General features: G+C 70.7%; 23 protein-coding genes, 1 tRNA gene and 1 riboswitch. Of the genes, 8 read left to right on the forward strand and 16 right to left on the reverse strand.

What is annotated here, in order from left to right:
* Positions 1–17: 17 nt before the first annotated feature.
* Genes C1N81_RS21300 through C1N81_RS21315 form a run of 4 tightly spaced genes read right to left on the reverse strand, consistent with a single transcriptional unit; the run spans position 18 to position 3470 of the window.
* Complete coding sequence (locus C1N81_RS21300) at positions 18–953, reverse strand: ABC transporter substrate-binding protein (protein WP_394431429.1); 936 nt, start codon at positions 951–953, stop codon at positions 18–20.
* 11 nt (positions 954–964) lie between these two features.
* A complete protein-coding gene (locus C1N81_RS21305) occupies positions 965–1642 on the reverse strand; it encodes an ABC transporter permease (RefSeq protein WP_394431430.1) in 678 nt (225 codons plus the stop codon).
* Between the two features lie 5 nt (positions 1643–1647).
* Positions 1648–2334: an ABC transporter permease gene (locus C1N81_RS21310; protein ID WP_394431432.1), complete on the reverse strand. Its 687-nt coding sequence runs from the start codon at positions 2332–2334 to the stop codon at positions 1648–1650.
* Complete coding sequence (locus tag C1N81_RS21315; protein WP_394431434.1) at positions 2331–3470, reverse strand: ABC transporter ATP-binding protein; 1140 nt, start codon at positions 3468–3470, stop codon at positions 2331–2333. Before C1N81_RS21315 ends, C1N81_RS21310 begins: the two co-directional genes overlap by 4 nt.
* A gap of 202 nt (positions 3471–3672) precedes the next feature.
* Between C1N81_RS21315 and C1N81_RS21320 the strand changes: the two genes are divergently transcribed.
* Positions 3673–5148 carry an aromatic amino acid ammonia-lyase gene (locus C1N81_RS21320; RefSeq protein WP_394431436.1) on the forward strand — a complete coding sequence of 492 codons (1476 nt, stop codon included), beginning with the start codon at positions 3673–3675 and terminating at the stop codon, positions 5146–5148.
* A gap of 57 nt (positions 5149–5205) precedes the next feature.
* Here the strand turns inward: C1N81_RS21320 and C1N81_RS21325 are convergent, their stop codons facing one another.
* On the reverse strand, positions 5206–5721 hold the full coding sequence (locus tag C1N81_RS21325) for a hypothetical protein (RefSeq protein WP_394431438.1): 516 nt from the start codon (positions 5719–5721) through the stop codon (positions 5206–5208).
* 168 nt (positions 5722–5889) lie between these two features.
* On the opposite strand from C1N81_RS21325, the gene C1N81_RS21330 reads away from it, so the two are divergent.
* Positions 5890–6759 (forward strand): MurR/RpiR family transcriptional regulator, encoded by an 870-nt coding sequence (locus C1N81_RS21330; protein ID WP_394431440.1) that lies wholly within the window; start codon positions 5890–5892, stop codon positions 6757–6759.
* Between the two features lie 290 nt (positions 6760–7049).
* Here C1N81_RS21330 and C1N81_RS21335 read toward each other — a convergent pair whose 3' ends face one another.
* On the reverse strand, positions 7050–8441 hold the full coding sequence (locus C1N81_RS21335; RefSeq protein WP_394431442.1) for a cystathionine beta-synthase: 1392 nt from the start codon (positions 8439–8441) through the stop codon (positions 7050–7052).
* A gap of 140 nt (positions 8442–8581) precedes the next feature.
* Between C1N81_RS21335 and C1N81_RS21340 the strand changes: the two genes are divergently transcribed.
* From C1N81_RS21340 to C1N81_RS21350, 3 genes are all read left to right on the forward strand, one after another.
* Positions 8582–9613, forward strand: a complete 1032-nt coding sequence (locus C1N81_RS21340; RefSeq protein ID WP_394431444.1) for an SGNH/GDSL hydrolase family protein — start codon at positions 8582–8584, stop codon at positions 9611–9613.
* A 245-nt stretch (positions 9614–9858) separates the two neighbouring features.
* The gene (locus tag C1N81_RS21345) at positions 9859–11079 is read left to right on the forward strand and encodes an acetyl-CoA C-acetyltransferase (protein WP_394431446.1); all 1221 of its coding nucleotides are present in this window, start codon (positions 9859–9861) and stop codon (positions 11077–11079) included.
* A 258-nt stretch (positions 11080–11337) separates the two neighbouring features.
* Entirely contained in the window at positions 11338–12213 is an 876-nt protein-coding gene (locus C1N81_RS21350; RefSeq protein ID WP_394431448.1) for a hypothetical protein, read from the forward strand.
* Positions 12214–12311: 98 nt separating this feature from the next.
* Here C1N81_RS21350 and C1N81_RS21355 read toward each other — a convergent pair whose 3' ends face one another.
* Complete coding sequence (locus C1N81_RS21355) at positions 12312–12623, reverse strand: hypothetical protein (protein ID WP_394431450.1); 312 nt, start codon at positions 12621–12623, stop codon at positions 12312–12314.
* Between the two features lie 87 nt (positions 12624–12710).
* Between C1N81_RS21355 and C1N81_RS21360 the strand changes: the two genes are divergently transcribed.
* Complete coding sequence (locus tag C1N81_RS21360) at positions 12711–12941, forward strand: DUF4287 domain-containing protein (protein WP_394431452.1); 231 nt, start codon at positions 12711–12713, stop codon at positions 12939–12941.
* Between the two features lie 93 nt (positions 12942–13034).
* Here the strand turns inward: C1N81_RS21360 and C1N81_RS21365 are convergent, their stop codons facing one another.
* Positions 13035–13928: a Bax inhibitor-1/YccA family protein gene (locus C1N81_RS21365; protein ID WP_394431454.1), complete on the reverse strand. Its 894-nt coding sequence runs from the start codon at positions 13926–13928 to the stop codon at positions 13035–13037.
* Between the two features lie 242 nt (positions 13929–14170).
* Positions 14171–14253 (reverse strand) — tRNA-Leu (locus C1N81_RS21370).
* A 376-nt stretch (positions 14254–14629) separates the two neighbouring features.
* Between C1N81_RS21370 and C1N81_RS21375 the strand changes: the two genes are divergently transcribed.
* Both C1N81_RS21375 and C1N81_RS21380 read left to right on the forward strand, forming a co-directional pair.
* On the forward strand, positions 14630–15400 hold the full coding sequence (locus C1N81_RS21375; protein WP_394431456.1) for an ABC transporter ATP-binding protein: 771 nt from the start codon (positions 14630–14632) through the stop codon (positions 15398–15400).
* Positions 15401–15539: 139 nt separating this feature from the next.
* A complete protein-coding gene (locus tag C1N81_RS21380) occupies positions 15540–18071 on the forward strand; it encodes an ABC transporter permease (RefSeq protein WP_394431458.1) in 2532 nt (843 codons plus the stop codon).
* Between the two features lie 78 nt (positions 18072–18149).
* On the opposite strand, the gene C1N81_RS21385 is transcribed toward C1N81_RS21380, so the two are convergent.
* The 7 genes from C1N81_RS21385 to C1N81_RS21415 all read right to left on the reverse strand — a co-directional run bounded on the left by C1N81_RS21385 (position 18150) and on the right by C1N81_RS21415 (position 25941).
* The gene (locus C1N81_RS21385; protein ID WP_394431460.1) at positions 18150–19457 is read right to left on the reverse strand and encodes a class I SAM-dependent methyltransferase; all 1308 of its coding nucleotides are present in this window, start codon (positions 19455–19457) and stop codon (positions 18150–18152) included.
* Between the two features lie 213 nt (positions 19458–19670).
* Positions 19671–21071 (reverse strand): NAD(P)/FAD-dependent oxidoreductase, encoded by a 1401-nt coding sequence (locus C1N81_RS21390; RefSeq protein ID WP_394431461.1) that lies wholly within the window; start codon positions 21069–21071, stop codon positions 19671–19673.
* A 428-nt stretch (positions 21072–21499) separates the two neighbouring features.
* A complete protein-coding gene (locus C1N81_RS21395) occupies positions 21500–22444 on the reverse strand; it encodes a Ppx/GppA phosphatase family protein (protein WP_394431463.1) in 945 nt (314 codons plus the stop codon).
* Positions 22441–22965: a DUF501 domain-containing protein gene (locus tag C1N81_RS21400; RefSeq protein ID WP_394431465.1), complete on the reverse strand. Its 525-nt coding sequence runs from the start codon at positions 22963–22965 to the stop codon at positions 22441–22443. Before C1N81_RS21400 ends, C1N81_RS21395 begins: the two co-directional genes overlap by 4 nt.
* A gap of 66 nt (positions 22966–23031) precedes the next feature.
* Positions 23032–23526: an FtsB family cell division protein gene (locus C1N81_RS21405; RefSeq protein ID WP_394431467.1), complete on the reverse strand. Its 495-nt coding sequence runs from the start codon at positions 23524–23526 to the stop codon at positions 23032–23034.
* A 133-nt stretch (positions 23527–23659) separates the two neighbouring features.
* Positions 23660–24940, reverse strand: coding sequence for a phosphopyruvate hydratase (eno, locus tag C1N81_RS21410; RefSeq protein WP_394431469.1), 1281 nt, complete (start codon positions 24938–24940; stop codon positions 23660–23662).
* Between the two features lie 275 nt (positions 24941–25215).
* Positions 25216–25941 (reverse strand): transglycosylase family protein, encoded by a 726-nt coding sequence (locus tag C1N81_RS21415; protein WP_394431471.1) that lies wholly within the window; start codon positions 25939–25941, stop codon positions 25216–25218.
* Between the two features lie 4 nt (positions 25942–25945).
* Positions 25946–26094: riboswitch (cyclic di-AMP (ydaO/yuaA leader) on the reverse strand.
* Positions 26095–26173 lie beyond the last annotated feature (79 nt).

Raw genomic sequence — 26173 nt, forward strand, 5'->3', positions numbered from 1 at the left:
TCTTGCCTCTTGCTCAGTTACTTCTTGCTCAGCCCGTGCTGACGCGCGTAGTCGTTCGCGACGTCCTCGGGGTCCTTCTTGTCCTTGTCGACGAGCCGGTTCAGCTCGGTCAGCTGCTCGGTGGTGAGTACGTTGCCGAGCCGGGCCAGCGCCTTGCGGACGGTCGAGTCGGCCTTGCGGTCGGCGATCAGCGGGACGACGTGCTGACCGGGGACGAGGTTCTTGGGGTCGGTGAGGACGACCCAGTGGTTGGCGGCGATGTCGGTGTCGGTGGTGAACAGGTTCGCCACGTCGACGTCGCCCTTCTTCAGGGCGCCCTTCACGAGCGGCCCGGAGGAGTCGAGGGACTTGAACTCCTTGAACTCGACGCCGTAGACGTCCTTCAGGCCGACGGCTCCGACCTGCCGCTTCTTCACCTCCGGGGCGGCGCCGATGACGAGCTCGCCGTTCTGCTTGGCGAGATCGGCGAGGGACTTCAGCCCGTACTTCTCGGCGGTCTCCCGGGTGACGACGAACGCGTCCGAGTCCTCCGCCATCCCGTACGGCAGGATCTGCAGGCCCGCCGGGAGCGCCATGGCGAGGGCGTTCTGCATCTCGCCCTCCTCGGTGGCGTCGGCTTTCGTGTCGAGGTAGTGCAGGAGGGCGCCCTGGTACTCGGGCAGGAGGTCGATGTCGCCGCCCTTGAGCGCGGGGATGAGGATCTCGCGGGTGCCGAGGTTGGGGCGGACCTTCGTCTTCACGCCGGCCGCTTCGAGCACGGCGGCGTAGAGGTAGCCGAGGACCTGGTTCTCGGTGAAGTTGGCGGTGCCGATGGTGACGCCGTTCTTGCTGGAGCCGCCGCCACCGCCGCCCGAACCGTCCCCTTCGAGGGAGGTGATGCCGCTGGAACAGGCGGCGAGCGCGGGCACGGAGGCCGCGGCGAACAGCCCGCCGAGGAGAGTACGTCGATTCATCTGATCTGCTCCTAGGCCGACTTGAGGGCGGCGGGACGGTGACGGAAGAGGAGACGCTGCAACCCGGAGAGGGCCAGGTCGAGGACGACGGCGACGACCGCGACGAGGACGGCCCCGCCGAGCACCTGCACCAGGTCCCGCTGGGCGAGCCCGTCGAAGACGTAGCGGCCGAGCCCGCCGAACGAGACGTACGCGGCGATGGTCGCCGTCGCCACGACCTGGATCAGCGCGAGCCGGAGCCCTGTCATGATGAGCGGGAGCGCGAGCGGCAGCTCCACCTGGAGGAGGACCTGGTGCGCGCGCATGCCCTGGCCGCGCGCCGCGTCCTTCACCTCCGGATCGACGGCGGTCATCCCCGCGTAGGTGTTGGTCACGATGGACGGCACGGCGAGCGCGACGAGCGCGATGTAGACGGGCCACATCGAGAGCCCGCTGGCGAGGAAGACCAGCACGACGAGTCCGACGGTCGGCAGCGCGCGGCCGAAGGAGGACAGGTTGATCGCGACGAACGCGCCCCGGCCCGTGTGCCCGATCAGCAGGCCGACGGGGAGCGCGATCGCGGCGGCGACGAGCGTGGCGATCAGCGAGTACTGGAGGTGCTCGGCGAGCCGGTGCGCGATGCCGTCGGGCCCGGTCCACTGCTCGCCGCCGACCAGCCAGGAGCCCAGGTTCTTGAAGAGTTCGTACATGGCGGTCAGGCCTTCCGGATCCGGGACCGGGTGGAGCGGGTACGGGTGGAGCGGGTACGGGTGCGGGCCCACGGCGTGAGCAGCCGCTGCACGAGGACGAGCAGCGCGTCCGCGACGAGCGCGAGCAGCAGCGTCAGCACGACGCCGACGATCACCGGGGTCGGGAAGTTGCGCTGGAACCCGTCGGTGAAGAGCTGGCCGAGGCCGCCGTCACCGATGTACGTGGCCACGGAGACGAGCGAGATCGACATGACCGTCGCGATCCGGACGCCCGCCATGATCACGGGCAGGGCGAGCGGCAGCTCGACGGTGAGCAGGGCGCGCAGCGGCCGCGTCCCCATGGCCTTCGCCGCCTCCTTCGTCTTCTGCGGCACGGAGTCGAGACCCTCCACCGTGTTCCGCAGCAGGACGACCAGGGTGTAGATCGTGAGGCCGATGACGGTGGTGGTCCGGGTGAGCCCGGAGACCGGCAGGAGGAGGACGAAGACGGCGATGGAGGGGATGGTGAACAGGACGTTGCTCATCCCGAGCAGGAAGCCGCGCAAGGGCCTGACCCGGTGGGCGAGGACCGCGAGCGGGAGGGAGATGAGCAGCCCGAGCGCGACGGCGGTGAGGGCGGCCTGGAGGTGGGAGAGGGTGAGGGTGGTGAGGTCGGACCCGTGAGATCCGATCCAGTCCCAGTCGATGCTCACGCGACATCCCGCCCGTCCGACTTCTCGAGCCGGTCCGGCCCATCGAGCCCCGTTTTCGTACGAGGGGCAGCGGGGTCCGGGGCGGAGGCCCGTGACGGTGCGCCGGACAGGGCCGCCGCGTGAGCAGCACCCGCACGCGCGTGGATGTCGTCCCGGGACGAGACCCCGGTGAAGACTCCGTCGGCGTCGACCCGGGCCACCAGCCCGGAGGGCGACGCGACGGACTCGTTCAACGCGCTGAGCAGCGAGTCCGTATCGCGCAGGGGCCGGACGGGGGCCTCGGCCCCGTTGTCCCGCGCACGCCAGTGCAGCGGCTTGCGGGCCGCGTCGAGCACCAGCTCCCAGTCCCCGCCCTCCGGCGCCGGCCCCTGCGCCACATCCGCCAGACCCGTCAGGGACAACAGCTTGAGCCCCCGCTCGGCCCCGAGGAAGTCCGCCACGAACCCGTCGACGGGCCGGGCCAGAAGCTCCGCGGGAGCCGCGCACTGCACGAGATGCCCGCCTTCCCGGAACACGGCGATCCGGTCCCCGAGCCGCACGGCCTCGTCGATGTCGTGCGTGACGAAGACGATGGTCTTGCTCAGCTCTTTCTGCAGGCGCAGCAGTTCGTCCTGGAGCTGGGCCCGTACCACCGGGTCCACCGCCCCGAACGGTTCGTCCATGAGCAGCACCGGCGGATCCGCCGCGAGCGCCCGCGCCACCCCGACCCGCTGTTGCTGCCCGCCGGAGAGCTGGTGCGGATACCGCTTGCCCATCTCGGGGGCGAGCCCGACCCGTTCGAGGAGTTCACCGGCGGCGGCGCGGGCCTTCTTGCGCCCCCAGCCGAGGAGCAGCGGCACGGTGGCGACGTTGTCGAGGACGGTGCGGTGCGGGAAGAGGCCGGCCTGCTGGATGACGTAGCCGATGGAGCGGCGCAGTTCGGCGGCGTCCTGGTCGAGGACGTCACGGCCGCCGACCCGGATGGTGCCGGAGGTCGGCTCGACCATGCGGTTGATCATGCGGAGGCTGGTCGTCTTGCCGCAGCCGGAGGAGCCGACGAAGACGGTCACGCCCCCTTCGGGCATGGTCAGCGAGAGGTCGTGGACCGCTGTCGTGCCGTTCGGGAACCGCTTGTGGACCGCTTCGAACTGAATCATGGAGCGCCTCTGTAGTCCTCTTGCCCGGCCTGCATACCGTCATGCAGAGTTCTCGGTGCGTGAATAACTTGTCAATGCCCCCGCGTAAATCGCTGGTAAATCAACCCGGCCGGCCCGGGATGTGAGACGCGACGGCCGTCGCGAGGGCGATGGAAGCCACTAAAGACCCTTACAGGCCAATTCGAGGAGGAACAGCGCGTTGATGCCCCTTACGGACACGACACCGACCCCGGTCGTCGTCCTCGACGGCCACGGCCTCCCGGTCCCCGACGTGGTCCGCCTCGCCGACGCGAACGCCCGACCCGTACCCGGCACCGAGGCCATGAAGCGCGTCGAGGTGTCCTGGAACGCGGCCCGCGAGATCGCCGCCTGGGGCCGCGTCTACGGCCGATCCACCGGCGTCGGCGCCAACCGCAGCGAGGACGTGCCCACCGAGGCCGCCGCCGACCACGGCCTGCGCCTGCTGCGCAGCCACGCGGGCGCCATCGGCGACGAACTGCCCGAACGCGAGGTCCGCGCGATGCTCGCGGTCCGCGCCAACCAGCTCCTCGCGGGCGGCGCGGGCCTGCGCCCCACCGTCGTCACCGCCCTGTGCGAGGCGCTGGAGAACGGCGCCTACCCGGCCGTCAACGAGCACGGCTCCGTCGGCACCGGCGACATCGCCGCCCTCGCCCAGATGGGCCTCGCCCTCGCCGGCGAACACCCCTGGCGCGGCAAGGGCACCGCCCCGGCCGCCCAGCCCCTCGACAACAACGACGCGCTCGCGCTGATCTCCAGCAACGCCCTCACCCTCGGCCAGTCCGCCCTCGCCCTGCACGAACTGCGCTCCCTGCTCGCCGCGACCCAGCTCGTCGCCGCGCTCAGCCTCCTGGCCGTCGACGGCTCGTACGAGGCCTACGCGCTCCCCGTCCACGAGGCCCGCCACCACAAGGGCTCCTACGAGGTCGCGGCCCGGATGCGCGACCTCCTCGGCGCCCCCGACCGGCCGACCCCACCGCTCGGCCGCATCCAGGACCCGTACGGATTCCGCTGCGTGCCCCAGATCCACGGCCCGGCGCAGGACGCGGCGGACGCCCTCGAAGCGGTCCTCACGGTCGAGATCAACGCGGCGGCCGAGAACCCTCTCATCTCGTCCGAGGACATGACCGCGTACCACCACGGCGGCTTCTACATGGCCCAACTCGCGCTCGCCCTGGACCACTTCAGGCTGGCGGTCACCCAGGTGGCCCGCCTCTCCACCTCCCGCCTGTCCACCCTCAACGAACCGGCGTACACCCGCCTGCGCCCCTTCCTCGCCGACGGCGCACCCGGCGCGTCCGGCGTCATGATCCTGGAGTACGCCGCCGGAGCCGCACTCGGCGACCTGCGCGCCTTCTCCGCCCCCGCCTCGCTCGGCCACGCGGTCCTCTCGCGCGGCGTCGAGGAACAGGCCAGCTTCGCCTCCCTCGCCGCCCGGCAGACCCTGCGCGCCTGCGCCGCCTACCGCCAGGTCGTCGGCTGCGAACTGGTCGCGGCGGTCCGCGCCCTGCGCCTGCGCGACCACCGCCCCGACGAGGAGCTGCCGGTGGGCCGCGCCTTCGCCCTCGCCGACACCACCCTCGAACCGGACCTCACGGACCGCCCGCTGACGGCGGACGTGGAACGGGCGGCGGCCCTCCTCGACCGTTTCACCGGGTGAACGGCGCCCTCGGCGGGGCTCACCGCTTCACCGGGTGCACCGCGCCCCCGGCGGCGCTCACAGCTTGCCGAACACCACCGCGCGCCACGTCCACCCGGACTTCAGTACCGCGTCCCGCAGCGGGTCCTTCATCTCCGCCGAGTCGAAGGAGAACGTCTCCACCAGGCGCCGCTCACCGTCCGCGCCGCGCTCGACGGTGTGCCGCTTGCTGATCTGGCGCGACGGCCCCCGGCCGTACTCCCGCGAACGGGCGAAGCGCGGGGTGCCGTCGTGCCAGGTGACCTCCCACTGCTCGTCGAGCGCCCGCACCTCGCGTGTGTCCGCCGCGAGCCGCATCGTGATCCGTACGGTGCGGTCGACGTGCCGGCGCCGGAAGAACTCCTGCCACGCGGGCTCCCGCACCCGCCACTCCGCGACGAGGTCCGCCTCCTCCCCGGGGGTGGCGGCGCGCACGGTCCAGGGCACGTCGGGCCCTGCCAGAGCGAGCAGCGCGTCCCGCACCTCGGCGGCGGGGCGGGCGGCGACGCCGTCGTCGGGACGCCGGGTGCCGGTCAGCTTGTCGAAAAGACCCATGGCGGCAACGTAACAAGGCGCACCCGGGCCGAGCCTTCCACCACCACCACCACCATCCCCATCCCCATCCCCACCTGCAAACCTGGCGCCGGACCCAGCGCCTGAATAACATCATGCACGGCGAGAGCAGACTGAATGGACTGGACGGCGCGGGACGGACGGGGACACATGACCGAGCACACCACCAACGGCACCGGGGGCCAGGCCGGACACAGCCCGGCCACCCGCCTCCAGCATCTCTTCGAGGGCCACCGCCTCACCCCCACCCAGCGCCGCATCGCGCACTGCATGGTCCGGCGCGCCGCCGACGTACCGTTCCTGTCCTCGGTCGAACTGGCCGAACTGGCCGGGGTCAGCCAGCCGTCGGTGACCCGCTTCGCGGTGGCGCTCGGCTTCGACGGCTACCCGGCCCTGCGCAAGCACCTGCGCGAAGTGGCCCCGGCCGAACCCACCGCCGCGACCCGCGCCAACGAGTACCAGCAGGCCGTCGAGGCCGAGATCGCCAACCTGCGCCACCTGGCCGACCTCCTCGCCGACCCCGCCCCCGTCGAACGGGCCGGCGCGCTCCTCGCCGCCTCCCAGCCCCTCCTCGTCCTCGGCCTGCGCGCGGCGGCCTCCCAGGCGTACGGGTTCTCCTACTTCGCGGCGAAGGTCCACCCCGACGTCCGCCTCCTCGACGAGGGCGGCACGATGCTCGCCGACCGCATCGACGCGGCCGTCCGCGCGGGCGCCACGACCCTGCTCTGCTTCGCGCTGCCCCGCCACCCCCGCGAGGTCGTCGACACCCTCGCCTACGCCAAGTCGGTCGGCCTGACGGTGGTCACGGTGGCCGACTCCGCGTTCGCCCCGGTCGCCGCCCACTGCGACCTGCTCCTGCCCGCCGCCGTCGGCACGGGCCTCGCCTTCGACACGGCCTGCGCACCCATGCTGCTCGGCCGCGTACTCCTGGAGGCGATGTGCGACGGCCTGCCCGAGGCCCAGGCACGCCTGGAGGAGTTCGACGTACGGGCGGCGGAACGCGGCCTCTTCGTCGAATGAGATTGCGCGGGGACCGCCGCACCCCCTGTGACGGGGGGCGGGACGACGGCGGTCCCCGCGAAAGGCGTACGACCGGGTCAGAACCGGGTGGTACGCCCAGGGCGTCCATGGAGATCCGGGAGCCGCTCCGAAACCATCCTTGACGCCGCTTGGTGCCGTCCGAGGCGGGGAGCCGCTCCCGCCCCTTCCGACATCCACCAATGTGCCGGACCCGTGTTAAGCGGGTGCTGCGCGCACGTGACGTGCGCGTACCGGTTTCCCGAACCCGGCGCGCGGGACCGGCCCGGAACCTACTTGCCGACGCCCTTGGCGAGGAAGGACAGCAGGTCCTGACGGCTGACGACACCGGTCGGCTTGCCCTCGACCAGCACGATCGCGGCGTCCGCCGTACCGAGCACGGCCATCAGGTCCTCCACCGGCTCACCGGAGCCGACGTGCGGCAGCGGCGCCGACATGTGCTTCTCCAGCGGGTCGCTCAGGGAGGCCCGCTGCGCGAAGAGCGCGTCGAGCAGCTCCCGCTCCACGACCGAGCCGATGACCTCGGCGGCCATCACGTCCGGGTGTCCCGCCCCCGGCTTCACGATCGGCATCTGCGAGACGCCGTACTCGCGAAGGACCTCGATGGCCTGACCGACCGTCTCCTCGGGGTGCATGTGGACGAGTTCGGGCAGCGAGCCGCCGTCCTTGTCCTTGAGCACGTCGCCGACGCGGGCGCTCGGCCCGGAGTCCTCCAGGAACCCGTAGTCGGCCATCCACTCATCGTTGAAGATCTTCGAGAGGTACCCGCGCCCGCTGTCCGGCAGCAGCACCACGACGACGTCGTCCGGGCCGAGCCGCTCCGCCACCCGCAGGGCCGCCACGACCGCCATGCCGCAGGAGCCGCCCACCAGGAGGCCCTCCTCCTTGGCGAGGCGGCGGGTCATCTGGAAGGAGTCCTTGTCGGAGACCGGGACGATCTCGTCGGCGACCTCGCGGTCGTAGGCGGTCGGCCAGAAGTCCTCGCCGACGCCCTCGACGAGGTACGGGCGTCCGGAGCCGCCCGAGTAGACGGAGCCCTCCGGGTCGGCGCCGATGACCTGGACGCGGCCCTCGCTCGCGTCCTTCAGGTAGCGGCCGGTGCCCGAGATGGTGCCGCCCGTGCCGACGCCGGTGACGAAGTGCGTGATGCGGCCCTCCGTCTGCTCCCACAGCTCGGGGCCCGTGGAGTGGTAGTGGGAGAGCGGGTTGTTGGGGTTGCTGTACTGGTCAGGCTTCCAGGCGCCCGGCGTCTCACGCACCAGCCGGTCGGAGACGTTGTAGTACGAATCCGGGTGCTCCGGGTCGACGGCGGTCGGGCAGACGACCACCTCGGCGCCGTACGCGCGCAGCACGTTGATCTTGTCCGTGGACACCTTGTCGGGGCACACGAAGATGCACTTGTACCCCTTCTGCTGCGCCACGATGGCGAGGCCCACACCGGTGTTGCCGCTGGTGGGCTCCACGATCGTGCCGCCGGGCTCGAGCTCACCGCTCTGCTCGGCCGCCTCGATCATGCGCAGCGCGATGCGGTCCTTCACGGAACCGCCGGGGTTGAAGTACTCGACCTTGGCCAGGACGGTCGCCTGGAGTCCTTCGGTCACCTTGTTGAGCCTCACCAGCGGGGTGTTGCCGACGAGGCTGATCATCGAATCGTGGATCTGCACGTTGTCTCCGGGTCTCCTACAGACGGTTGTGGTCAGCGTATGCCGGACATCGACGCTTCATCCCCGGTTGCGATTGACCGACAGTGCTTACGGGGCAAGGACTGAGGAAGCCGTAAAAGCGAAAGAGGTGGCCGCGGAACATGTCGAGCAGGGCAAGGGTGGCACGGCGGATCGCCGCGGGGGCGGCGTACGGCGGCGGCGGGATCGGATTGCTGGGCGCGGCCGCGGTCGGGGTGGTGCTCGCGGAGGTGCAGTTCGCGCGGCGCCAGGTGGGCAACCACGGCACCGCGCCGGTCCACCTCCCCTCCGCCGACGGCCTCTACGGCACGACGTACGGGGACGCGGGCGCCGAGCCGCTGCGCTTCGCCATGCTGGGCGATTCCACGGCGGCGGGCCAGGGCGTGCACCGGGCCCGGCAGACCCCGGGCGCGCTGCTCGCGTCGGGGCTCTCGGCGGTCTCGGAGCGCGCGGTGCAGCTGCGCAACGTGGCGCTGCCGGGCGCCATGTCCGACGACCTGGACCGGCAGGTGGCGCTCGTCCTCGCGGACCCGGAGTGGCGCCCCGACGTCTGCGTCATCATGATCGGCGCCAACGACGTCACGCACCGCATCCCCGCCACCAAGTCCGTCCGTCACCTGGCGGCGGCGGTCCGGCGCCTGCGCACGGCCGGCGCCGAGGTCGTGGTCGGCACCTGCCCCGACCTGGGCTCGGTCGAGCCGGTGCAGCAGCCGCTGCGCTGGCTGGCCCGCCGCGCCTCCCGCCAGCTCGCCGCCGCCCAGACGATCGGCGTGGTCGAACAGGGTGGCCGCACGGTCTCCCTCGGCGACCTCCTCGGCCCGGAGTTCTCCGCTAACCCGCGCGAGCTCTTCGGCCCCGACAACTACCACCCCTCCGCCGAGGGCTACCAGACGGCGGCCATGGCCGTCCTGCCCACCCTGTGCGCGGCCATGGGCGCCTGGCCGGACGAGGAACGCCCCGACGTCTCCCGCGCGGAGGGCTTCCTGCCGGTGGCCCGCGCCGCGGCGAAGGCGGTGGAGGAGGGCGGCACCGAGGTCACCGCCGCCATGCCGACGGGCCCCCGAGGCCCCTGGGCCCTCCTGAAACGCCGCAAACGCCGCCGAGTCCCCACCCAGGACCCGGTAACGGCAAACACGGGCCCCTGCGGCGATTGAGCAGCGGCCCCTTCAAGCCCCTCCGGCGATTGAGGAGCGGGGTCCGGGGCAGAGCCCCGAAACAGGGCGCGGGGTACCGCGCCAAGGGGCCCCGCACTAGGGACCGGCCGAACCGGCGGAGCCCTGAGCAAGCGCTTAGAAAAATGCGGCAGGGGTCACACCCCCACACCCGTGACCCCCGCCATACGTACGGGTAACTTCCGAAGCGGTCCTGCCGTTCGCCAAGAACTCCCCCTGGAGCCGTGATGCCCGAAGCCGTAATCGTCTCAGCCGCCCGCTCCCCCATCGGCCGCGCGTTCAAGGGCTCCCTGAAGGACCTGCGCGCGGACGACCTGACCGCGACGATCATCCAGACCGCGCTCGCGAAGGTCCCGGAGCTGGACCCGCGCGACATCGACGACCTGATGCTCGGCTGCGGTCTCCCCGGCGGCGAGCAGGGCAACAACCTGGGCCGCATCGTGGCCGTGCAGATGGGCATGGACCACCTCCCGGGCTGCACGGTCACCCGCTACTGCTCGTCGTCCCTCCAGACGACCCGCATGGCGCTGCACGCGATCAAGGCGGGCGAGGGCGACGTCTTCATCTCGGCGGGCGTCGAGATGGTGTCGCGCTTCGCGAAGGGCAACTCGGACTCGCTGCCGGACACCCGTAACCCGTTCTTCGCCGAGGCCGAGGCCCGTACCGCCGAGGTAGCCGGGCAGACGGGCACGAGCTGGCACGACCCGCGCGAGGACGGCCTGGTCCCGGACGCGTACATCGCGATGGGCCAGACCGCCGAGAACCTGGCGCGTCTGAAGGGCGTGACGCGCGAGGACATGGACGCGTTCGGCGTGCGCTCGCAGAACCGTGCCGAGGAAGCGCTCAAGAACGGCTTCTGGGAGCGGGAGATCACCCCGGTCACCACCCCGGACGGCACGGTCGTGAGCAAGGACGACGGGCCGCGCGCCGGCGTGACGATGGAGGGCGTGGCGGGCCTGAAGCCGGTCTTCCGCCCCGACGGCATGGTCACGGCGGGCAACTGCTGCCCGCTGAACGACGGCGCCGCCGCCCTCGTGATCATGTCGGACACGAAGGCGCGGGAGCTGGGTCTGACCCCGCTGGCCCGCGTCGTCTCCACCGGCGTCTCCGGCCTCTCCCCCGAGATCATGGGCCTGGGTCCGGTCGAGGCGAGCAAGCAGGCGCTGAAGCGGGCCGGTCTCGGCGTCGGCGACATCGACCTGTTCGAGATCAACGAGGCGTTCGCCGCGCAGGTCATCCCGTCCGCCCGCGACCTGGGCATCGACGAGGACAAGCTGAATGTGAACGGTGGCGCCATCGCCGTCGGCCACCCCTTCGGCATGACCGGCGCCCGCATCACCGGCACGCTGATCAACAGCCTCCAGTTCCACGACAAGCAGTTCGGTCTGGAGACGATGTGCGTCGGCGGCGGCCAGGGCATGGCCATGGTCATCGAGCGCCTCAGCTGATCAGGAGCCGACCGGCCGGTCAGGACCGGGCTGTCCTGAATCCGGCTATGCAATCGTGATCCAATCTCCCCCAGGATGTGACGTACATCTCGGGGGAGAAGGATTTCGCAGGTCAGCCCGGTACCCGACCCATTTGTGGGCTAAACGCCTGGCCAAAAGACCTGTCCATTTCGTGACGTAATGCACTGACAGCTGGTTCGTCCAGGCTTCAAGCTGATGTAGGAAGTCGGGGGTCGACTTGAAACCGGGAGTACGTCAGTGAGCGCCATCCCTCTTGCACTGCTGCTCGCCACGGCCGCTGCCACGGCCGTCGGCGCCGCCACCCTGCACAACGTCCGGGGTCTGCGACGACAGATCGCGGATCTGCGCGAAGAGGTGTCACGGTCCCGTGCCACCGGCGCGCACCCGGGCGTGCCCGCGGCACGCACGACCGCCGATCTGAGCGCCGACATGGACGCCATACGGGTCGCCGTCGCCGACGCCCTCGCCGAGGAGCGGGAGCGCGAGCTGGCGGAGGCGCGGGCGTTCTGGGCGGCGCAGGAGGCGCGCGACACCTCGGACCTGCCCCCGTTCCTCGCGGGCGGCGGCGGTCTCGGCGGCGCGTCCCTCGACGAGGTGCTCGGCAACGAGTTCTTCATGCCGCGCCAGGCCGACTTCGCAGGCCTGGAGCCGGTCGTCGAGCCCGTGGTCGAGTCGGCTCTCGAGCCGGAGGACGAGTTCTTCCCCAAGGACTCCGTCCAGGGAGGTGCCCCCAGCGAGTCCCCCGAGCTGGCCGCCGCCCGGCGCCGGCACCCCTCGCACCCCGACTTCGTGCCGGTGCAGTCACCCGTCGTCAGTGACCATGAGCGCACGGTGGCGTGCCTGGAGGAGCTGGCGCACACCCGCACCGCCCTGTCCGACGTCCGCCCCGGCCCGCTCGGCACGCTCGACGTCTACGTCTTCGCCGACGGGACGACGCTGTGCATGACCCCGGGCCACCGCGAGACGGCGGAACAGCTCGCCGCGGCCCTGCGTGACGGCGACAGCCCCGTCCTGCTCGGCGGCTCCGGTGTCTCCGGCGCGTACGCGCTGACCTTCGAGTGCGCGGGCGACAACGTCTACATCCTGGCCGACCGCGTCATAGCGTCGGCCTGACCGGCCCGCTTCCGGCCTCCCTCGCGGGCCAGACCCCGGCCCGCTCCCGGCAGCCCCGCCGGATCAAATCCCGGCCCGCTCCCGGCATCCCCGCCGGGTCAGATTCCGGCCCGCTTCATGGCGATCTCGACCTGGTCCACGGCGTCCGCGAGACCGCCCTCGTCCCGCAGGGCGACCGCCAGGTCCCGCGCGGCGACCGTCACTTGGTCCGCCGCCGCGAACATCCCCGCGTCGGGCATCTCCCGCACCGGCGCGTCCGGATCCTCCAACCGCTGCGCTCGCCCGGACAACTCTCTGGCCAGGGCCAATGCCTCCGCGGCGGCCCCTCGTTGCAGCCGGCTCTGCGGCGCGGCCCGCAGCCGATCCGCGAACTGGTCCACCGCGGCCGTCAATGGCGTCGTATCAAGCACTCGGCGACTGTAGCTGTTTACAAGCGTGCGGCGCTCAGGCACGGTGGCGTGAAGGACAGGCCACATCGAAGCGTTCCGGAGGCGCCGATGTCCCAAGTGTTCTACGCGGAGACCCACCGCAATCTGCTGGCTCGCATCCCCCACTGCACCGGTCGTGAGGTCTCCGACTGGCTGCGCACCGTCGAAGAAGGCCCCTGCTTCCTCCGCTTCGAGGAGAAGGTCAGCTGGCTCCGCGGGGAGCACGACCTCGCGTACGGCCACGCCAAGGCGATCATCCACGAGTACGACCTCAGGCGTGCCGCTCGGCGGTTCGGCTGAACCCCGGCTCCCCCACCCACACAAACGGCGAGGGGCCCGCGCACCGGAGTGCGCGGGCCCCTCACTTCACCACTCGGGTCAGGCGTCGCCCGGTCAGTCGTTGCCTTGCAGGATCGCGATGATCCGCAGGAACTCCATGTAGATCCAGACCAGGGTCATGGTCAGACCGAAGGCGGCGAGCCACGCCTCTTCCTTCGGGGCGCCGTACGCGATGCCGTCCTCGACCTGCTTGAAGTCCAGGGCCAGGAAGCACGCGCCGAGCAGGATGCCGATGACGCCGAACAGGATGCCGAGGCCGCCGCTGCGGAAGCCGAGGCCGTCACCGCCGCCGAAGACCGCGAACAGCAGGTTGACCGCCATCAGCAGGATGAACGCCATCGCGGCGGCCATCACGAAGCCGTAGAAGCGCCGGTTGACGCGGATCCAGCCCGCCTTGTAGGCGATCAGGACGGCCGCGAAGGTGGCCATGGTGCCGAGCACGGCCTGCATGGCCGCGCCGTCCGCGATGCGGTTGTCGACGACGCTCGACACGACGCCGAGGAAGACACCCTCCAGCGCCGCGTAGCCGATGATCAGCGCCGGGGACGCCGAGCGCTTGAACGCCTGGACGAAGCCGAGCACCATCGCCACGAGTCCGGCACCGATCGCGATGCCGTACGACCTGCCGATGTTCGCGTCGTCCACCGGCAGCAGCGCCCAGGCGAGCGCGGCGGTGACGACGAGGACACCGAGGGTGGTGGCGGTGCGCATGATGACGTCGTCCATCGTCATGCGGCCGGTGGTGGCGGGCGCCTGCGGAGCGCCGTACTGCACGTCCTGCTGCGCGTAGGGGTTCTGCGCGTACGGGTTGCCGGCGGGCGCCTGGCCGTAGGGGTTGGCCTGCGTACCGACCGCGGGGCCCCCGGCCTGCGGCTGCGCGTTGAACTGCGCGTAGCCGTTGTCGCGGCTGAATCCCCGTCGCGAGAAGACCGGGTTGCTGCTCCTCATTTCACTCCTCCATGGCCACCGTGTATGGCCTTGCCACAAGAGTAATGGTCTGGCAAAGATCCGGCCCTAGTGCTCAGGGAGGATCTTTCCCATCCTGTTACCGCCAACGTGCGGGGTACTCCCGTTGTTCCGCCGCCGGGGCTCGGGCGGCGGGATTCTCCGCAGCGGCGATGCCGCCGTCAATGGGGCGCCCGCCACGCGCGCGACCGCGACATGACAGCAGAGGTGAAGGAAGTCGGAGGTGCCCGGAACCGGACTTGAACCGGTACGCCCGCGAAGGGCAGCGAGGTTTAAGCTCGCCGTGTCTGCATTCCACCATCCGGGCAGGCTGTGGGGCTCCGCGTAGACCGTCCGAGCCTATCCGGCGGCCTCCCCCGGTCACCGGGCCGATGGCCCGATGTTGTCTTATTTTATTGGCGTCTGAGGGTGCATCAGCACACGACAGTCGCCATACGCACTTGCCGGGGGCCCTTCCACGGTTGACGGCCCGTCGCCGGGGATTGACGGAATTTCACCGCCCGCCGGTGAGCCGCGCAAGTGCGCCTCTCTCGGGGGTCCGTGTCATCCCCAGGTATGACGCGACGCCGCCCGGTCCGACCGAAGTCGCCCCCTGGAACGGGAACAGCGGCTGACTCCACGCGCTCCGGCGGCCGAGACGATGGAAAGGTCCCCAGCAGTCGTCCCGACAGGAGCACCCTCCCGTGACCACCACCCCCCTCGCCGGCCGGACCACCACGGCGGCCGCCCGCGCCACGGAGCTCTCCAAGGTCTACGGACAGGGTGAGACCCAGGTGGTCGCCCTGGACCGGGTCTCCATCGAGTTCCGGCAGGCCGAGTTCACCGCGATCATGGGTCCGTCGGGCTCCGGCAAGTCGACGCTGATGCACTGCGTCGCGGGCCTGGACACCTTCTCCTCGGGCTCGGTCCGCATCGGCGACACCGAGCTGGGCTCCCTCAAGGACAAGCAGCTGACCAAGTTGCGCAGGGACAAGATCGGGTTCATCTTCCAGGCGTTCAACCTGCTGCCGACGCTGACCGCCCTGGAGAACATCACGCTCCCCATGGACATCGCGGGCCGCAAGCCCGACAAGCAGTGGCTGGAGAACGTGATCCACATGGTCGGCCTCTCGGGCCGCCTCGGCCACCGCCCGGCGCAGCTCTCCGGCGGCCAGCAGCAGCGCGTGGCGGTGGCCCGCGCCCTCGCCTCCCGGCCCGAGATCGTCTTCGGCGACGAGCCGACGGGCAACCTGGACTCCCGCTCCGGCGCGGAGGTCCTCGGCTTCCTGCGCAACTCCGTGCGCGAACTGGGCCAGACCGTCGTCATGGTCACGCACGACCCGGTGGCGGCGGCGTACGCGGACCGCGTCGTGTTCCTGGCGGACGGGCGCATCGTCGACGACATGTACGAGCCGACGGCGGACCGCGTCCTGGACCGTATGAAGCGGTTCGACGCCAAGGGGCGCACCAGCTGACCCGCGCTTGACTGCCGTCCCTGTTCTCGCGCCCCGCACTGGCGCTGAGGCCGCGGGGCTCTGCCCCGGACCCCGCTCCTCAATCGCCGGAGGGGCTTGATCCACCCTCCGCCACGACCCCCAGGACTGAGCCCGACCCATGTTCCGTACCGCCTTGCGCAATGTGTTCGCCCATAAAGCACGCCTCCTCATGACGGTCCTCGCCGTCATGCTCGGCGTCGCCTTCGTCTCCGGCACCCTCGTCTTCACCAACACCATCTCCTCCGCCCTGGAGAAGTCCTCGTCCAAGGGCTTCGACCAGGTCGACGTGGCCGTCACACCCGGCTGGAAGGACGGCACCGACGACAAGGTCGGTGAGGAGATCAAGCTGACCGACGCCACGCTGAAGAAGGCACAGGACGTGCCCGGCGCCGCGTCGGCGACCGGTGTGCTCAGCGGCTACGCCGCCGTCGCCGACCAGGACGGCAAGCTCGTCGGCAACGGTTTCTCCACCAAGGGCGGCAACTACTGGGGCGACAAGGACAGCCGCTACCCGCTCAAGGAGGGCACGGCCCCGCACGGCAAGAACCAGGTCGCGCTCGACGCGGAGACGGCGAAGCGGGCCGGGTACAAGGTCGGCGACCAGGTCCGGATGTCCGTCGACGGGCCGGTCCTGACGCCGACCCTGACGGGCGTCTTCACCACCGACGACGGCAATGTCACCGCGGGCGGCTCCCTCGCCCTGTTCGACACGGCGACCGCGCAGCAGCTCTTCCACAAGCAGGGCGCGTACGACGAGATCGACGTGCGGGCCGCCGCGGGCACCACGGAGGACCAGCTGCGCGCCCAGCTCGACAAGGCGCTCGGCACGAAGAACGTCGAGACGGAGACGGGTCGGCACCTCGCCGACGAGCAGGCCGAGATGATCTCCTCGTCGATGAGCTCCATGAAGCAGCTGCTTCTCGGTTTCGCCGGCGTCTCGCTCTTCGTCGGCATCTTCATCATCGCCAACACCTTCACGATGCTGGTCGCCCAGCGCACGAAGGAGCTGGCCCTGATGCGCGCGGTCGGCGCCTCGCGCCGCCAGGTGACGCGTTCGGTGCTGATCGAGGCGTTCGTGGTGGGTGCTGTCGCCGCCGTCACCGGTCTGGCCGTCGGCATCGGGATCGGCGCGGGCCTGCGCTCCCTGATGAACGGGACGGGCGCGATCATCCCGGACGGGCCGCTCGTCGTCACCGCCGGCACGGTCGTCTCCGCCCTCGTCGTCGGCGTCCTGATCACGATGCTGGCCGCCTGGCTGCCGGGCCGCCGCGCCGCGAAGATCCCGCCGGTCGCCGCGATGAACGCGGTGCACGCCGCCCCGACCACCAAGTCCCTGGTCCTGCGCAACACGCTCGGCTCGCTCGTCTCGGCCGCCGGCGTCGCCGCCGTGCTCGCCGCGACCACCATGAAGGGCGACGAGGGCCAGGCCCCGATGGCGCTCGGCGCCGCGCTGCTCGTCATCGGCGTCTTCATCCTGACCCCGCTGCTGTCCCGCCCGCTGATCGCCGCCGCGGCCCCGCTGCTTCGCGCCTTCGGCATCTCCGGCAAGCTGGCCCGGCTGAACTCGGTCCGCAACCCGCGCCGCACCGCGGCCACCGCGTCGGCGCTGATGATCGGCCTGACGCTGATCACGGGCCTCACGGTCATCGCGGGCAGCGTCCAGTCGGCGATCAACAAGATGGCCGCCGACTCCATCAAGGCCGACTACGTCGTCTCCATGGCGAACGGCAACTCGCTCTCCCCCGACGTCCGCGAGAGCCTCGACAAGACCTCGGGCGTGACCGCGAGCAGCGGCCTGGCCAACTCGCCGTCGCGGATCGGCGGCTCAAGCGAGTACCTCACCGGCGTCAACGGCAAGACGATCGATCAGCTCGTCGACCTGCCGGTGAAGGACGGGAAGTTCACCGTCGGCGGCTCCCGCGTCGTCGTCGACGACAAGACGGCCAAGGACCACCACTGGAGCGCCGGTTCGGACTTCACCGTCACCTATGAGGACGCCAAGAAGCAGCGGCTGACCGTCGCGGGCGTCTACGAGGCCAACGAGATGATCCGCGGCATCATGATCGACTCCCCGACCCTCACCCCGCACCTCACCGACGGCGTCTCGGACATGCAGGTCATGGTGAAGACGTCCGGCGGCGCCTCCGACGCCGCGAAGGACAAGCTCACCAAGGCGCTCGGCGAGAACCCGGCGATCAAGATCCAGGACCGTCAGGACATCTCCAACGAAGTGGCCCAGATGTTCACGCTGATGCTGAACATGCTCTACGGGCTGCTCGCCATGGCGGTCATCGTCGCGGTCCTCGGTGTCATCAACACGCTGGCCATGTCGGTCTTCGAGCGGCAGCAGGAGATCGGGATGCTCCGCGCGATCGGCATCGACCGCAAGGGCATCAAGCGCATGGTCCGCCTGGAGTCCCTGGTCATCTCGCTCTTCGGCGGCGTGCTCGGCATCGGCCTCGGTGTGTTCTTCGGCTGGGCCGCGGGCGAGCTGATCGGCAAGACGATGGCGACGTACGAACTGGTCCTGCCCTGGGGCCGGATGGGCGTCTTCCTCGCGCTCGCCGCGGTCGTCGGCATCCTGGCCGCCCTGTGGCCGGCCCGCCGCGCCGCCCGCCTGAACATGCTTGCGGCCATCAAGGCCGAGTAGCGGCAATGCAGCGACGTAGGTGGGGGCGCCCGGTGGTCATCACCGGGCGCCCCCCGTCACGTACGGCTCAGAAAGGCGCTAGTTCCAGGTGCGGGCCCGCAACGGCATCCCGGAGGCGCCGCTGACCGGGGTCTTCACCGCCAGGATCTGGTTGACGCCGATGCGGTTGCGCTCGAAGCTCAGGGCGGAGGCGGCCATGTAGAGGCGCCAGACGCGGGCCCGGCCGGGGCTGACCATCTTGAGGGCCTCGGGCCAGCGGGCCTCCAGGTTGCGCACCCACTGGCGCAGGGTGAGCGCGTAGTGCTCGCGGATCGCCTCCAGGTCGCGGACCTCGAACCCGGCCCGCTCCAGGAGCCCGGTGGTCGTGCCGACCGGGGCCAGCTCGCCGTCGGGGAAGACGTAGGCGTCGATGAACTCGTCGACCTCGTAGGCCGACTCGTCCTCCTGGGGGCGCCGTGCGATCTGGTGGTTGAGCAGCCGCCCGCCGGGCTTGAGCAGGGCGTACAGGTCGGTCGCGTACTCCAGGTAGCGGGCCGAGCCGACGTGCTCGGCCATGCCGATGGAGGAGATGGCGTCGTAGGGGCCGTCGCGCACGTCGCGGTAGTCCTGGACGCGGATCTCGACGCGGTCGGTGAGCCCCTCGTCGGCGACGCGCTTCCTGGCGTACGCGGCCTGCTCCTGGGAGAGCGTGACGCCGACGACGGACACCCCGTGCTCGCGGGCGGCGTGGATGGCCATGGAGCCCCAGCCGCAGCCCACGTCCAGCAGGCGCATGCCGGGCTTCAGGTCGAGCTTGCGGGCGACCAGGGAGAGCTTGTCGCGCTGAGCGGATTCGAGCGTGGCGCCGGGCGACTCCCAGTACGCGCACGAGTAGACCATGGACGGGCCGAGGACCAGCGCGTAGAAGTCGTTGCCGACGTCGTAGTGGTGGCTGATGGCCTGCTTGTCGCTGCCCTTGGTGTGCAGGTGGAGGCGGCTCCTGCGGCGCGTCTCCTCGGCGGGCGGTGCGGGTGGCGGGAACGGTCCCGCCAGCTTGGCCAGGTCCCCGGCGGCGGCGCGCACCTCCGGGTCTCTGAGCGCCTGGAGGAGCCCTCTGCGCTCGCCGTCCGCGTCCGGCTCCCGCTCCCAGAGGAGTCCGGCCATGACGTCGAGCGCCGCGTACAGGTCGCCGTCGACGTCGAGTTCACCGGCGACCCACGCGCGGGCGAGGCCCAGCTCGCCCGGTTTCCACAGCAGCCTGCGCAGGGCGCGGCGGCTGCGCACGACGAGGACGGGGGCGTCCGGGGGGCCGGCCTCCGAACCGTCCCAGGCGCGAAGGCGCACCGGGAGTTCGCTGCCGAGCAGTCGCTCGGCGATGTTCTTCAGCCGCTGTGCGGCGTCCTGCATGGCGCACACCTCCGTGACAGGGGAAATCCCGGAACGGTCCAACACCACGTAAACACCGAGCGGAGCATTCCGCAGTCCCGTGTTCGCGTCACGGATCGGCAAAATACCTGTAGATACCATGTATGTGGTCGCGCACACGCCGAAGGGGCCACTCGCACCACGGATGGCGAGCGGCCCCTTCGGGCGTTGCGCGGTACTCGGACTACGCCGGGGTCAGGAGGCCTTGGCCTTCTCCTCGACCTTGCCCTCGGACTTCTCGGCGGCCGACTTGGGCGCCGGAGCCGGCTTGGCGGCCTCGTAGAACTCCTCGCGCGGAGTCTCCAGGGCGCCGAGCGCGGTGATGTCGCGCTTCTGGAACATGTTGATCGTCCACTCGGCGATCACCCGGATCTTGCGGTTGTACGTCGGCATCGCCATGCCGTGGTAGCCGCGGTGCATGTACCAGGCAAGGCGGCCCTTGAGCTTGATCTTCATCTTGCCCATGACGATCATCGCGACGCCCTTGTGCAGGCCGAGACCGGCGACCGCACCCTTGTTGGCGTGCTCGTACGTGCGCTGCGGGAAGCCGCGCATACCCGAGACCACGTTGTCACCGAGGACCTTGGCCTGGCGCATGGCGTGCTGCGCGTTCGGCGGGCACCAGGCGTTCGGGTTGCCGTTCTTGCGGCCGACGACGTCCGGGACCTGGGCGTTGTCGCCCGCGGCCCAGATGTAGTCGGTGCCCTGGACCTGGAGCTTCTCGCTGGTGTCCACGTGGCCGCGCGGGCCGAGCGGGAGACCGAAGCGGGCGAGCGCCGGGTTCGGCTTCACGCCGGCGGTCCAGACGACCGTGTTGGAGTCGGCCTCCAGGCCGTTGCTCAGCACGACGTGACCGTCCACGCAGGAGGGCATCGTCGTGGAGAGGTAGACCTCGATGCCGCGGGACTCCAGGTGCTTGCGGCCGTAGACGCCCAGCTCCGGACCGACCTCGGGCAGCACCTTGTCGGCGGCGTCGACCAGGATGAAGCGCATGTCCTCGCGCTTCACGTTCTTGTAGAACTTGGCGGCGTCGCGCGCCAGGTCCTCGACCTCGCCGATCGTCTCGGCGCCCGCGAAGCCACCGCCGACGAAGACGAAGGTGAGCGCCTTGCGGCGGATCTCCTCGTCCGTCGTGGACTCGGCCTTGTCGAGCTGCTCGAGCACGTGGTTGCGCAGGCCGATGGCCTCCTCGACGCCCTTCATACCGATGCCCACCTCGGCGAGGCCGGGGGTCGGGAAGGTGCGGGAGACCGCGCCGAGCGCGATCACCAGGTAGTCGAAGGGCACCTCGTACGCCTCACCGACGAGCGGGGAGACCGTGGCGACCTTGCGGTCCTGGTCGATGGTGGTGACGCGGCCGGTGAGAATCTCGGCGCCCGGCACAGCGCGTCGCAGCGGGACGACGACGTTGCGCGGCGAGATGCTGCCTGCGGCGGTCTCGGGGAGGAAGGGCTGGTACGTCATGTACGAGCGCGGGTCGACGACCGTGACGGTCGCTTCCGCGTAACGCATCTTCTTCAGGATGCGTCGCGCCGCGTACAGGCCTACGTACCCACCCCCGACAATGAGGATCCTGGGACGCTCCGTGGTGCTCATGCCATCGAGTATCCACCCGGTTGGAGGGGGGTGCTCGTGCGCCCCTTCACAAGGACCGACGGTGCCTCTGCTACACTTCGCCGCCCACGTGACCCATGTCATGGCCGGCCGAGGGAACCACGGTCAACCGCCACTCGTTGCTCACCCCTCTTGAGCAGCCACAGTGAGCCTCCGACCCCTCTGAACCACTCCCGGATGTCATCGTCCCGCAACACGGCGGACACACCGCGGACGGGCCCCGGCACCCCACCTGGACGCCACCGAACGGGCCCGTGGGCCACAAAGCGCGCCCAACGGGGCCGAATTCCTTGTGAAGAACTTCACGAACTTTGTCGGCGGGGTGCGCGAAGAGCGTGTCGCGACCCCCTCAAGCCGTGCTCAGACGGGGCGCGACACGCTCAGGCGAGATCAAGAACTGGGCCCTGCGGTCAGGCCAGCGACCAGGCGATGCCGTCCAGAATGTCGTGTTCGCTCACGACCACCTCGCGGGCACCGGTCCGCTCCATGATCAGCCGCAGCACGAGCGCCCCTGAGGCGATCACGTCGACGCGGCCGGGATGGATCACCGGCTTCAGGGCGCGCTGGTCGTGCGTGGACGTCAGCAGCCAGTCGGTGATCTCGGCGACCTTCTCGTAGGAGATCCGCGCGTGGTGGATCGCCGCCGAGTCGTACTCCGGGAGGCCGAGCGCGAGCGCCGCCACCGTCGTCACCGAACCGGCCAGGCCGACCAGGGTGCGGGCCTCGGACAGCGGGACGAGGTCCGCCGCACGGTCGAGACCCGCGACGATGTCCGCGCGGATCGCCCCGATCTGCGCGGCGGTCGGCGGGTCGCCGACCGTACCGTCCTCCGCGACGAGGTGCCGCTCCGTCATCCGTACGCAGCCGATGTCGACGGAGTGGGCGGCGCGCACCGCCCCGTCGCCGACCACGAACTCCGTCGAGCCGCCGCCGATGTCCACCACCAGGTACGGCGTCTCCAGGTCGGCCCGGCCCGTCAGCTCCTTCGTCGCACCCGTGAAGGAGAACGCCGCCTCCTGGTCACCGGTGATGACCTCGGGCTCGACGCCCAGGATGTCCAGGACCCCGCGGACGAAGTCGTCGCGGTTGGAGGCGTCGCGCGACGCCGACGTGGCCACGAAACGGAGGCGCTCGGCCCCGTGCTCCTTGATCACTTCCGCGTACTCGCGGCACGCCGCGAAGGTCCGCTCAAGCGCCTCGGGGGCGAGGCGGCCCGTCTTGTCGACGCCCTGGCCGAGCCGGACGATCGTCATCCGCCGGTCCAGATCCACGAGTTCGCCCGTCTCCGGGTTCGCGTCCGCGACGAGCAGCCGGATCGAGTTCGTACCGCAGTCGACGGCCGCGACCCGGGTCACTCGGCCACCTCCGGGGAGACGCACGGGCCCTTCTTCCACCACTCGGGCAGCATCTCGATCGCCTCGTCGCCCAGCGGGTTCACCCCGGGGCCGGCCGCGAGGGAGTGCGCCACGAGCACGTGCAGGCACTTCACGCGGTCCGGCATACCGCCCGCGCTCGGGAAGTTCTCCAGGACCTCGATGGCGTCGCGGCGGGCGATGTAGTCCTCGTGCGCCGCCCGGTACTGACGCGCCAGCTCGGGGTCGCTCGCGAGCCGCTCCGTCATCTCCTTCATGACGCCGTTGGCCTCAAGGGTGCCGATGGCGGAGGCCGCGCGCGGGCACGTCAGGTAGTACGTCGTCGGGAACGGCGTGCCGTCCTCCAGACGCGGCGCCGTCTCGACGACGTCCGGGTTGCCGCAGGGGCAGCGGTGCGCGATGGCCCGCAGGCCGCGCGGCGGGCGGCCGAGCTGCTCCTGGAACGCGTGGATGTCGGCGTCCGTGGGCGCGGTGGGCTCGGTCTGGGGCGGGGGCGTTTCCATGCCTGTCTTTCACCTAGAAGTAACCGGGTCACGCGGACGTGACCGGGAGGCCGGGACGGAGGGGGATCAGTTCGCGCGGTCGGCCTTGTCGACGCCGTCCCAGACGTTCGAGTACCAGGGGCGGTCGGCCGCGCCCTGCTCGTCGCGGCCGTCCTCGGTGGCGCGCGGGTCGGGCACCACGTACCCGGTCTCCCCCGGCGCCACCATGTGCAGGCGCTCCCGGATCCGCTGCTCGGCGTACGCGTCGTCCTGCCAGCGCGCCTTCTCCTCGCGCAGCCGCTCGACGCGGTCCTTCGCCTCCTGCTGCTGGCGCTGCAGGTCGGCGATCTCGCCGCGCTGGGACACGTACTGCCTTATCGGGTACGCGAGCGCGACCACGAGGGTGCAGACGACGAGGGCGAGCAGCGCCGCGCGCCCGGTGAGCCGGGAGCGGCGGGCCTGGCGCTTGTTCTGCGAGCGGTAGACGCGCTCGGCCGTCTGCTCGCCGAGCACGCGCAGGCGGGTGGCCGTGGAGAAGCGGGCCGCGTCACCCTGGCCCCTGCTCCGTACCTTTCCCGGCATTCGCCTGTCGCCTCCCCGATCCGCGCGCCGTCCGGCCGCCTACGTGCGTACGTCCCCGCACACGGTACGGGACCGAGTGCGGGGACGTACGGAACTACGGCGCCGGGGCGGTCGGCCCTCGGAACGCGGGCTGTCAGCCCTTGAAGCGCGGGAAGGCCGAGCGACCGGCGTAGACCGCCGCGTCGTCCAGGATCTCCTCGATGCGCAGGAGCTGGTTGTACTTGGCGACGCGCTCGGAGCGGGCCGGGGCGCCGGTCTTGATCTGGCCGCAGTTGGTGGCGACGGCGAGGTCGGCGATGGTGACGTCCTCGGTCTCGCCGGAGCGGTGCGACATCATGCACTTGAAGCCGTTGCGCTGGGCCAGCTCGACGGCGTCCAGGGTCTCGGTCAGCGAGCCGATCTGGTTGACCTTGACGAGCAGGGCGTTGGCCGAGTTCTCCTCGATGCCGCGGGCCAGGCGCTCCGGGTTGGTGACGAACAGGTCGTCGCCGACGAGCTGCACCTTGTCGCCGAGCTTCTCGGTGATGGTGTTCCAGCCGGCCCAGTCGTCCTCGAACAGCGGGTCCTCGATGGAGACCAGCGGGTACGCGTCGACGAGCTCCGCGTAGTACTCGGTCATCTCGGCGGCCGAGCGCTGCTTGCCCTCGAACTCGTAGACGCCGTCCTTGTAGAACTCGGAGGCGGCGACGTCGAGCGCGAGCGCGACCTGCTGGCCGGGGACGTAACCGGCCTCCTTGATCGCTTCGAGGATGAGGTCGAGCGCGGCGCGGTTCGACTCCAGGTTCGGGGCGAAGCCGCCCTCGTCGCCCAGGCCGGTGGAGAGGCCCTTGGTCTTCAGCACCTTCTTCAGGGTGTGGTAGACCTCGGTGCCCCAGCGCAGCGCCTCGGAGAAGGACTCCGCGCCGATCGGGGCGATCATGAACTCCTGGATGTCGACGTTGGAGTCGGCGTGCGACCCGCCGTTCAGGATGTTCATCATCGGGACGGGCAGCAGGTGCGCGTTCGGGCCGCCCAGGTAGCGGAAGAGCGGCAGGTCGCTGGCCTCGGACGCGGCGTGCGCGACGGCGAGGGAGACGCCCAGGATGGCGTTGGCGCCGAGCGAGCCCTTGTTGTCGGTGGCGTCCAGGTCGAACATCGCCTGGTCGATCAGGCGCTGCTCGGTCGCGTCGTAGCCGACGAGCTCCGGGCCGATCTGCTCGATGACGGCGAGGACGGCCTTCTCGACGCCCTTGCCCTGGTAACGGTTGGGGTCACCGTCGCGGAGTTCGATGGCCTCGAAGGCACCGGTGGAGGCGCCCGACGGGACAGCAGCACGACCCGTGCTGCCGTCGTCGAGGCCGACCTCGACCTCGACCGTGGGGTTGCCTCGGGAGTCCAGGATTTCCCGGGCTACGACGACGTCGATGGACGGCACGAGCATCTCCTTCTGGGATGTGACACAACAGCGCGGGCGGCTGGCCCGCACCCCTGAGCGTAACGGGCTCCGGGGCATCGGCCAGCCGACCGCCCGGGTTGTGGACAACGCCGACAGCGAAATGTTTCTTAACGGAACAAAGACGGCGACCCCCGTTCCGCACACGTGCAGCGGAACGGGGGTCGCCGGAGCGAGCGGCCCTGGACCCGGCGTCCGCCGATGCCGGGTCGTCGTGCTCTGAGGGCTCCTGGGGGCTCTGCGGCGCCCCGGGGGTCCTACTTGAGGTGCAGCTGCTGACCCGGGTAGATCAGGTCGGCGTCGGCGACGATGTCCTTGTTGAGCTTGAACACCTTCTGCCAGTTGGTGCCGTGCGCCTCGGCGATCTTGCTGAGCGTGTCGCCGGTCACGACCTTGTACTCGCCGTCGCCCTTCTCGACCTTCTTGCCGGTCGGGGTGGTGACGGTGTCCTTCTTGGTCTCCTGCTGCGGCTGAGCCTGCTGCTGCGGCTGCTGACGCTGCTGCGAGCGGGTCGTCGTCGAGGAGTCGGAGCGCTCCTGCTGCTGCGGCTGGGCCTGCTGCTGCGAGGAGGAGTCCGACGAGGACTCGGCCGGAGCGGAGTTGCTGGTGTCGGCGCCGGACAGGCCCACACCGCAGCTCGGCCAGGCACCCTTGCCCTGCGAGGCGAGAACCTTCTCGGCGACCGATATCTGCTGCGCCTTGGACGCCTGGTCGGCGGAGGACGCGTAGGCGGTGCCGCCGTACGCGGCCCACGTCGAGGACGAGAACTGGAGGCCGCCGTAGTAGCCGTTGCCGGTGTTGATCGACCAGTTGCCGCCGGACTCGCAGGAGGCGACCTGGTCCCACTCGGAGGTGGAGGCGGCGGAGGCGCCCGTGGCACCCATCAGCGGAACGGCGACGGCGGCACCGGCGACACCGGCGAGCGTGGCGACACGGACGGCCTTGGACGGGCGGCGGTGCTTGCCCTTGCTGGAAAGCAGCATGGAGGAATCCCCTCACCGACGCCTACGAGGTGAGCTGTCGGGTGCGGACCAGTGAGTGTCCGGCCGCGCAACCTAGTGCGCGGGCTTAACCCCAAGCCGGCGGACCGGCACTTACCTTGGGTCCCCCGCTCCTGCCTACGGCGCTTACGCGTCGACTGTTCCCGTACGGACGTTGGCAGGATTCGGCGTGACGTCCGTCGGGGCCCGCTGTGGCGAGCGGTGACGACGTTAA

The sequence above is a fragment of the Streptomyces sp. SGAir0957 genome (genome assembly GCF_043523415.1).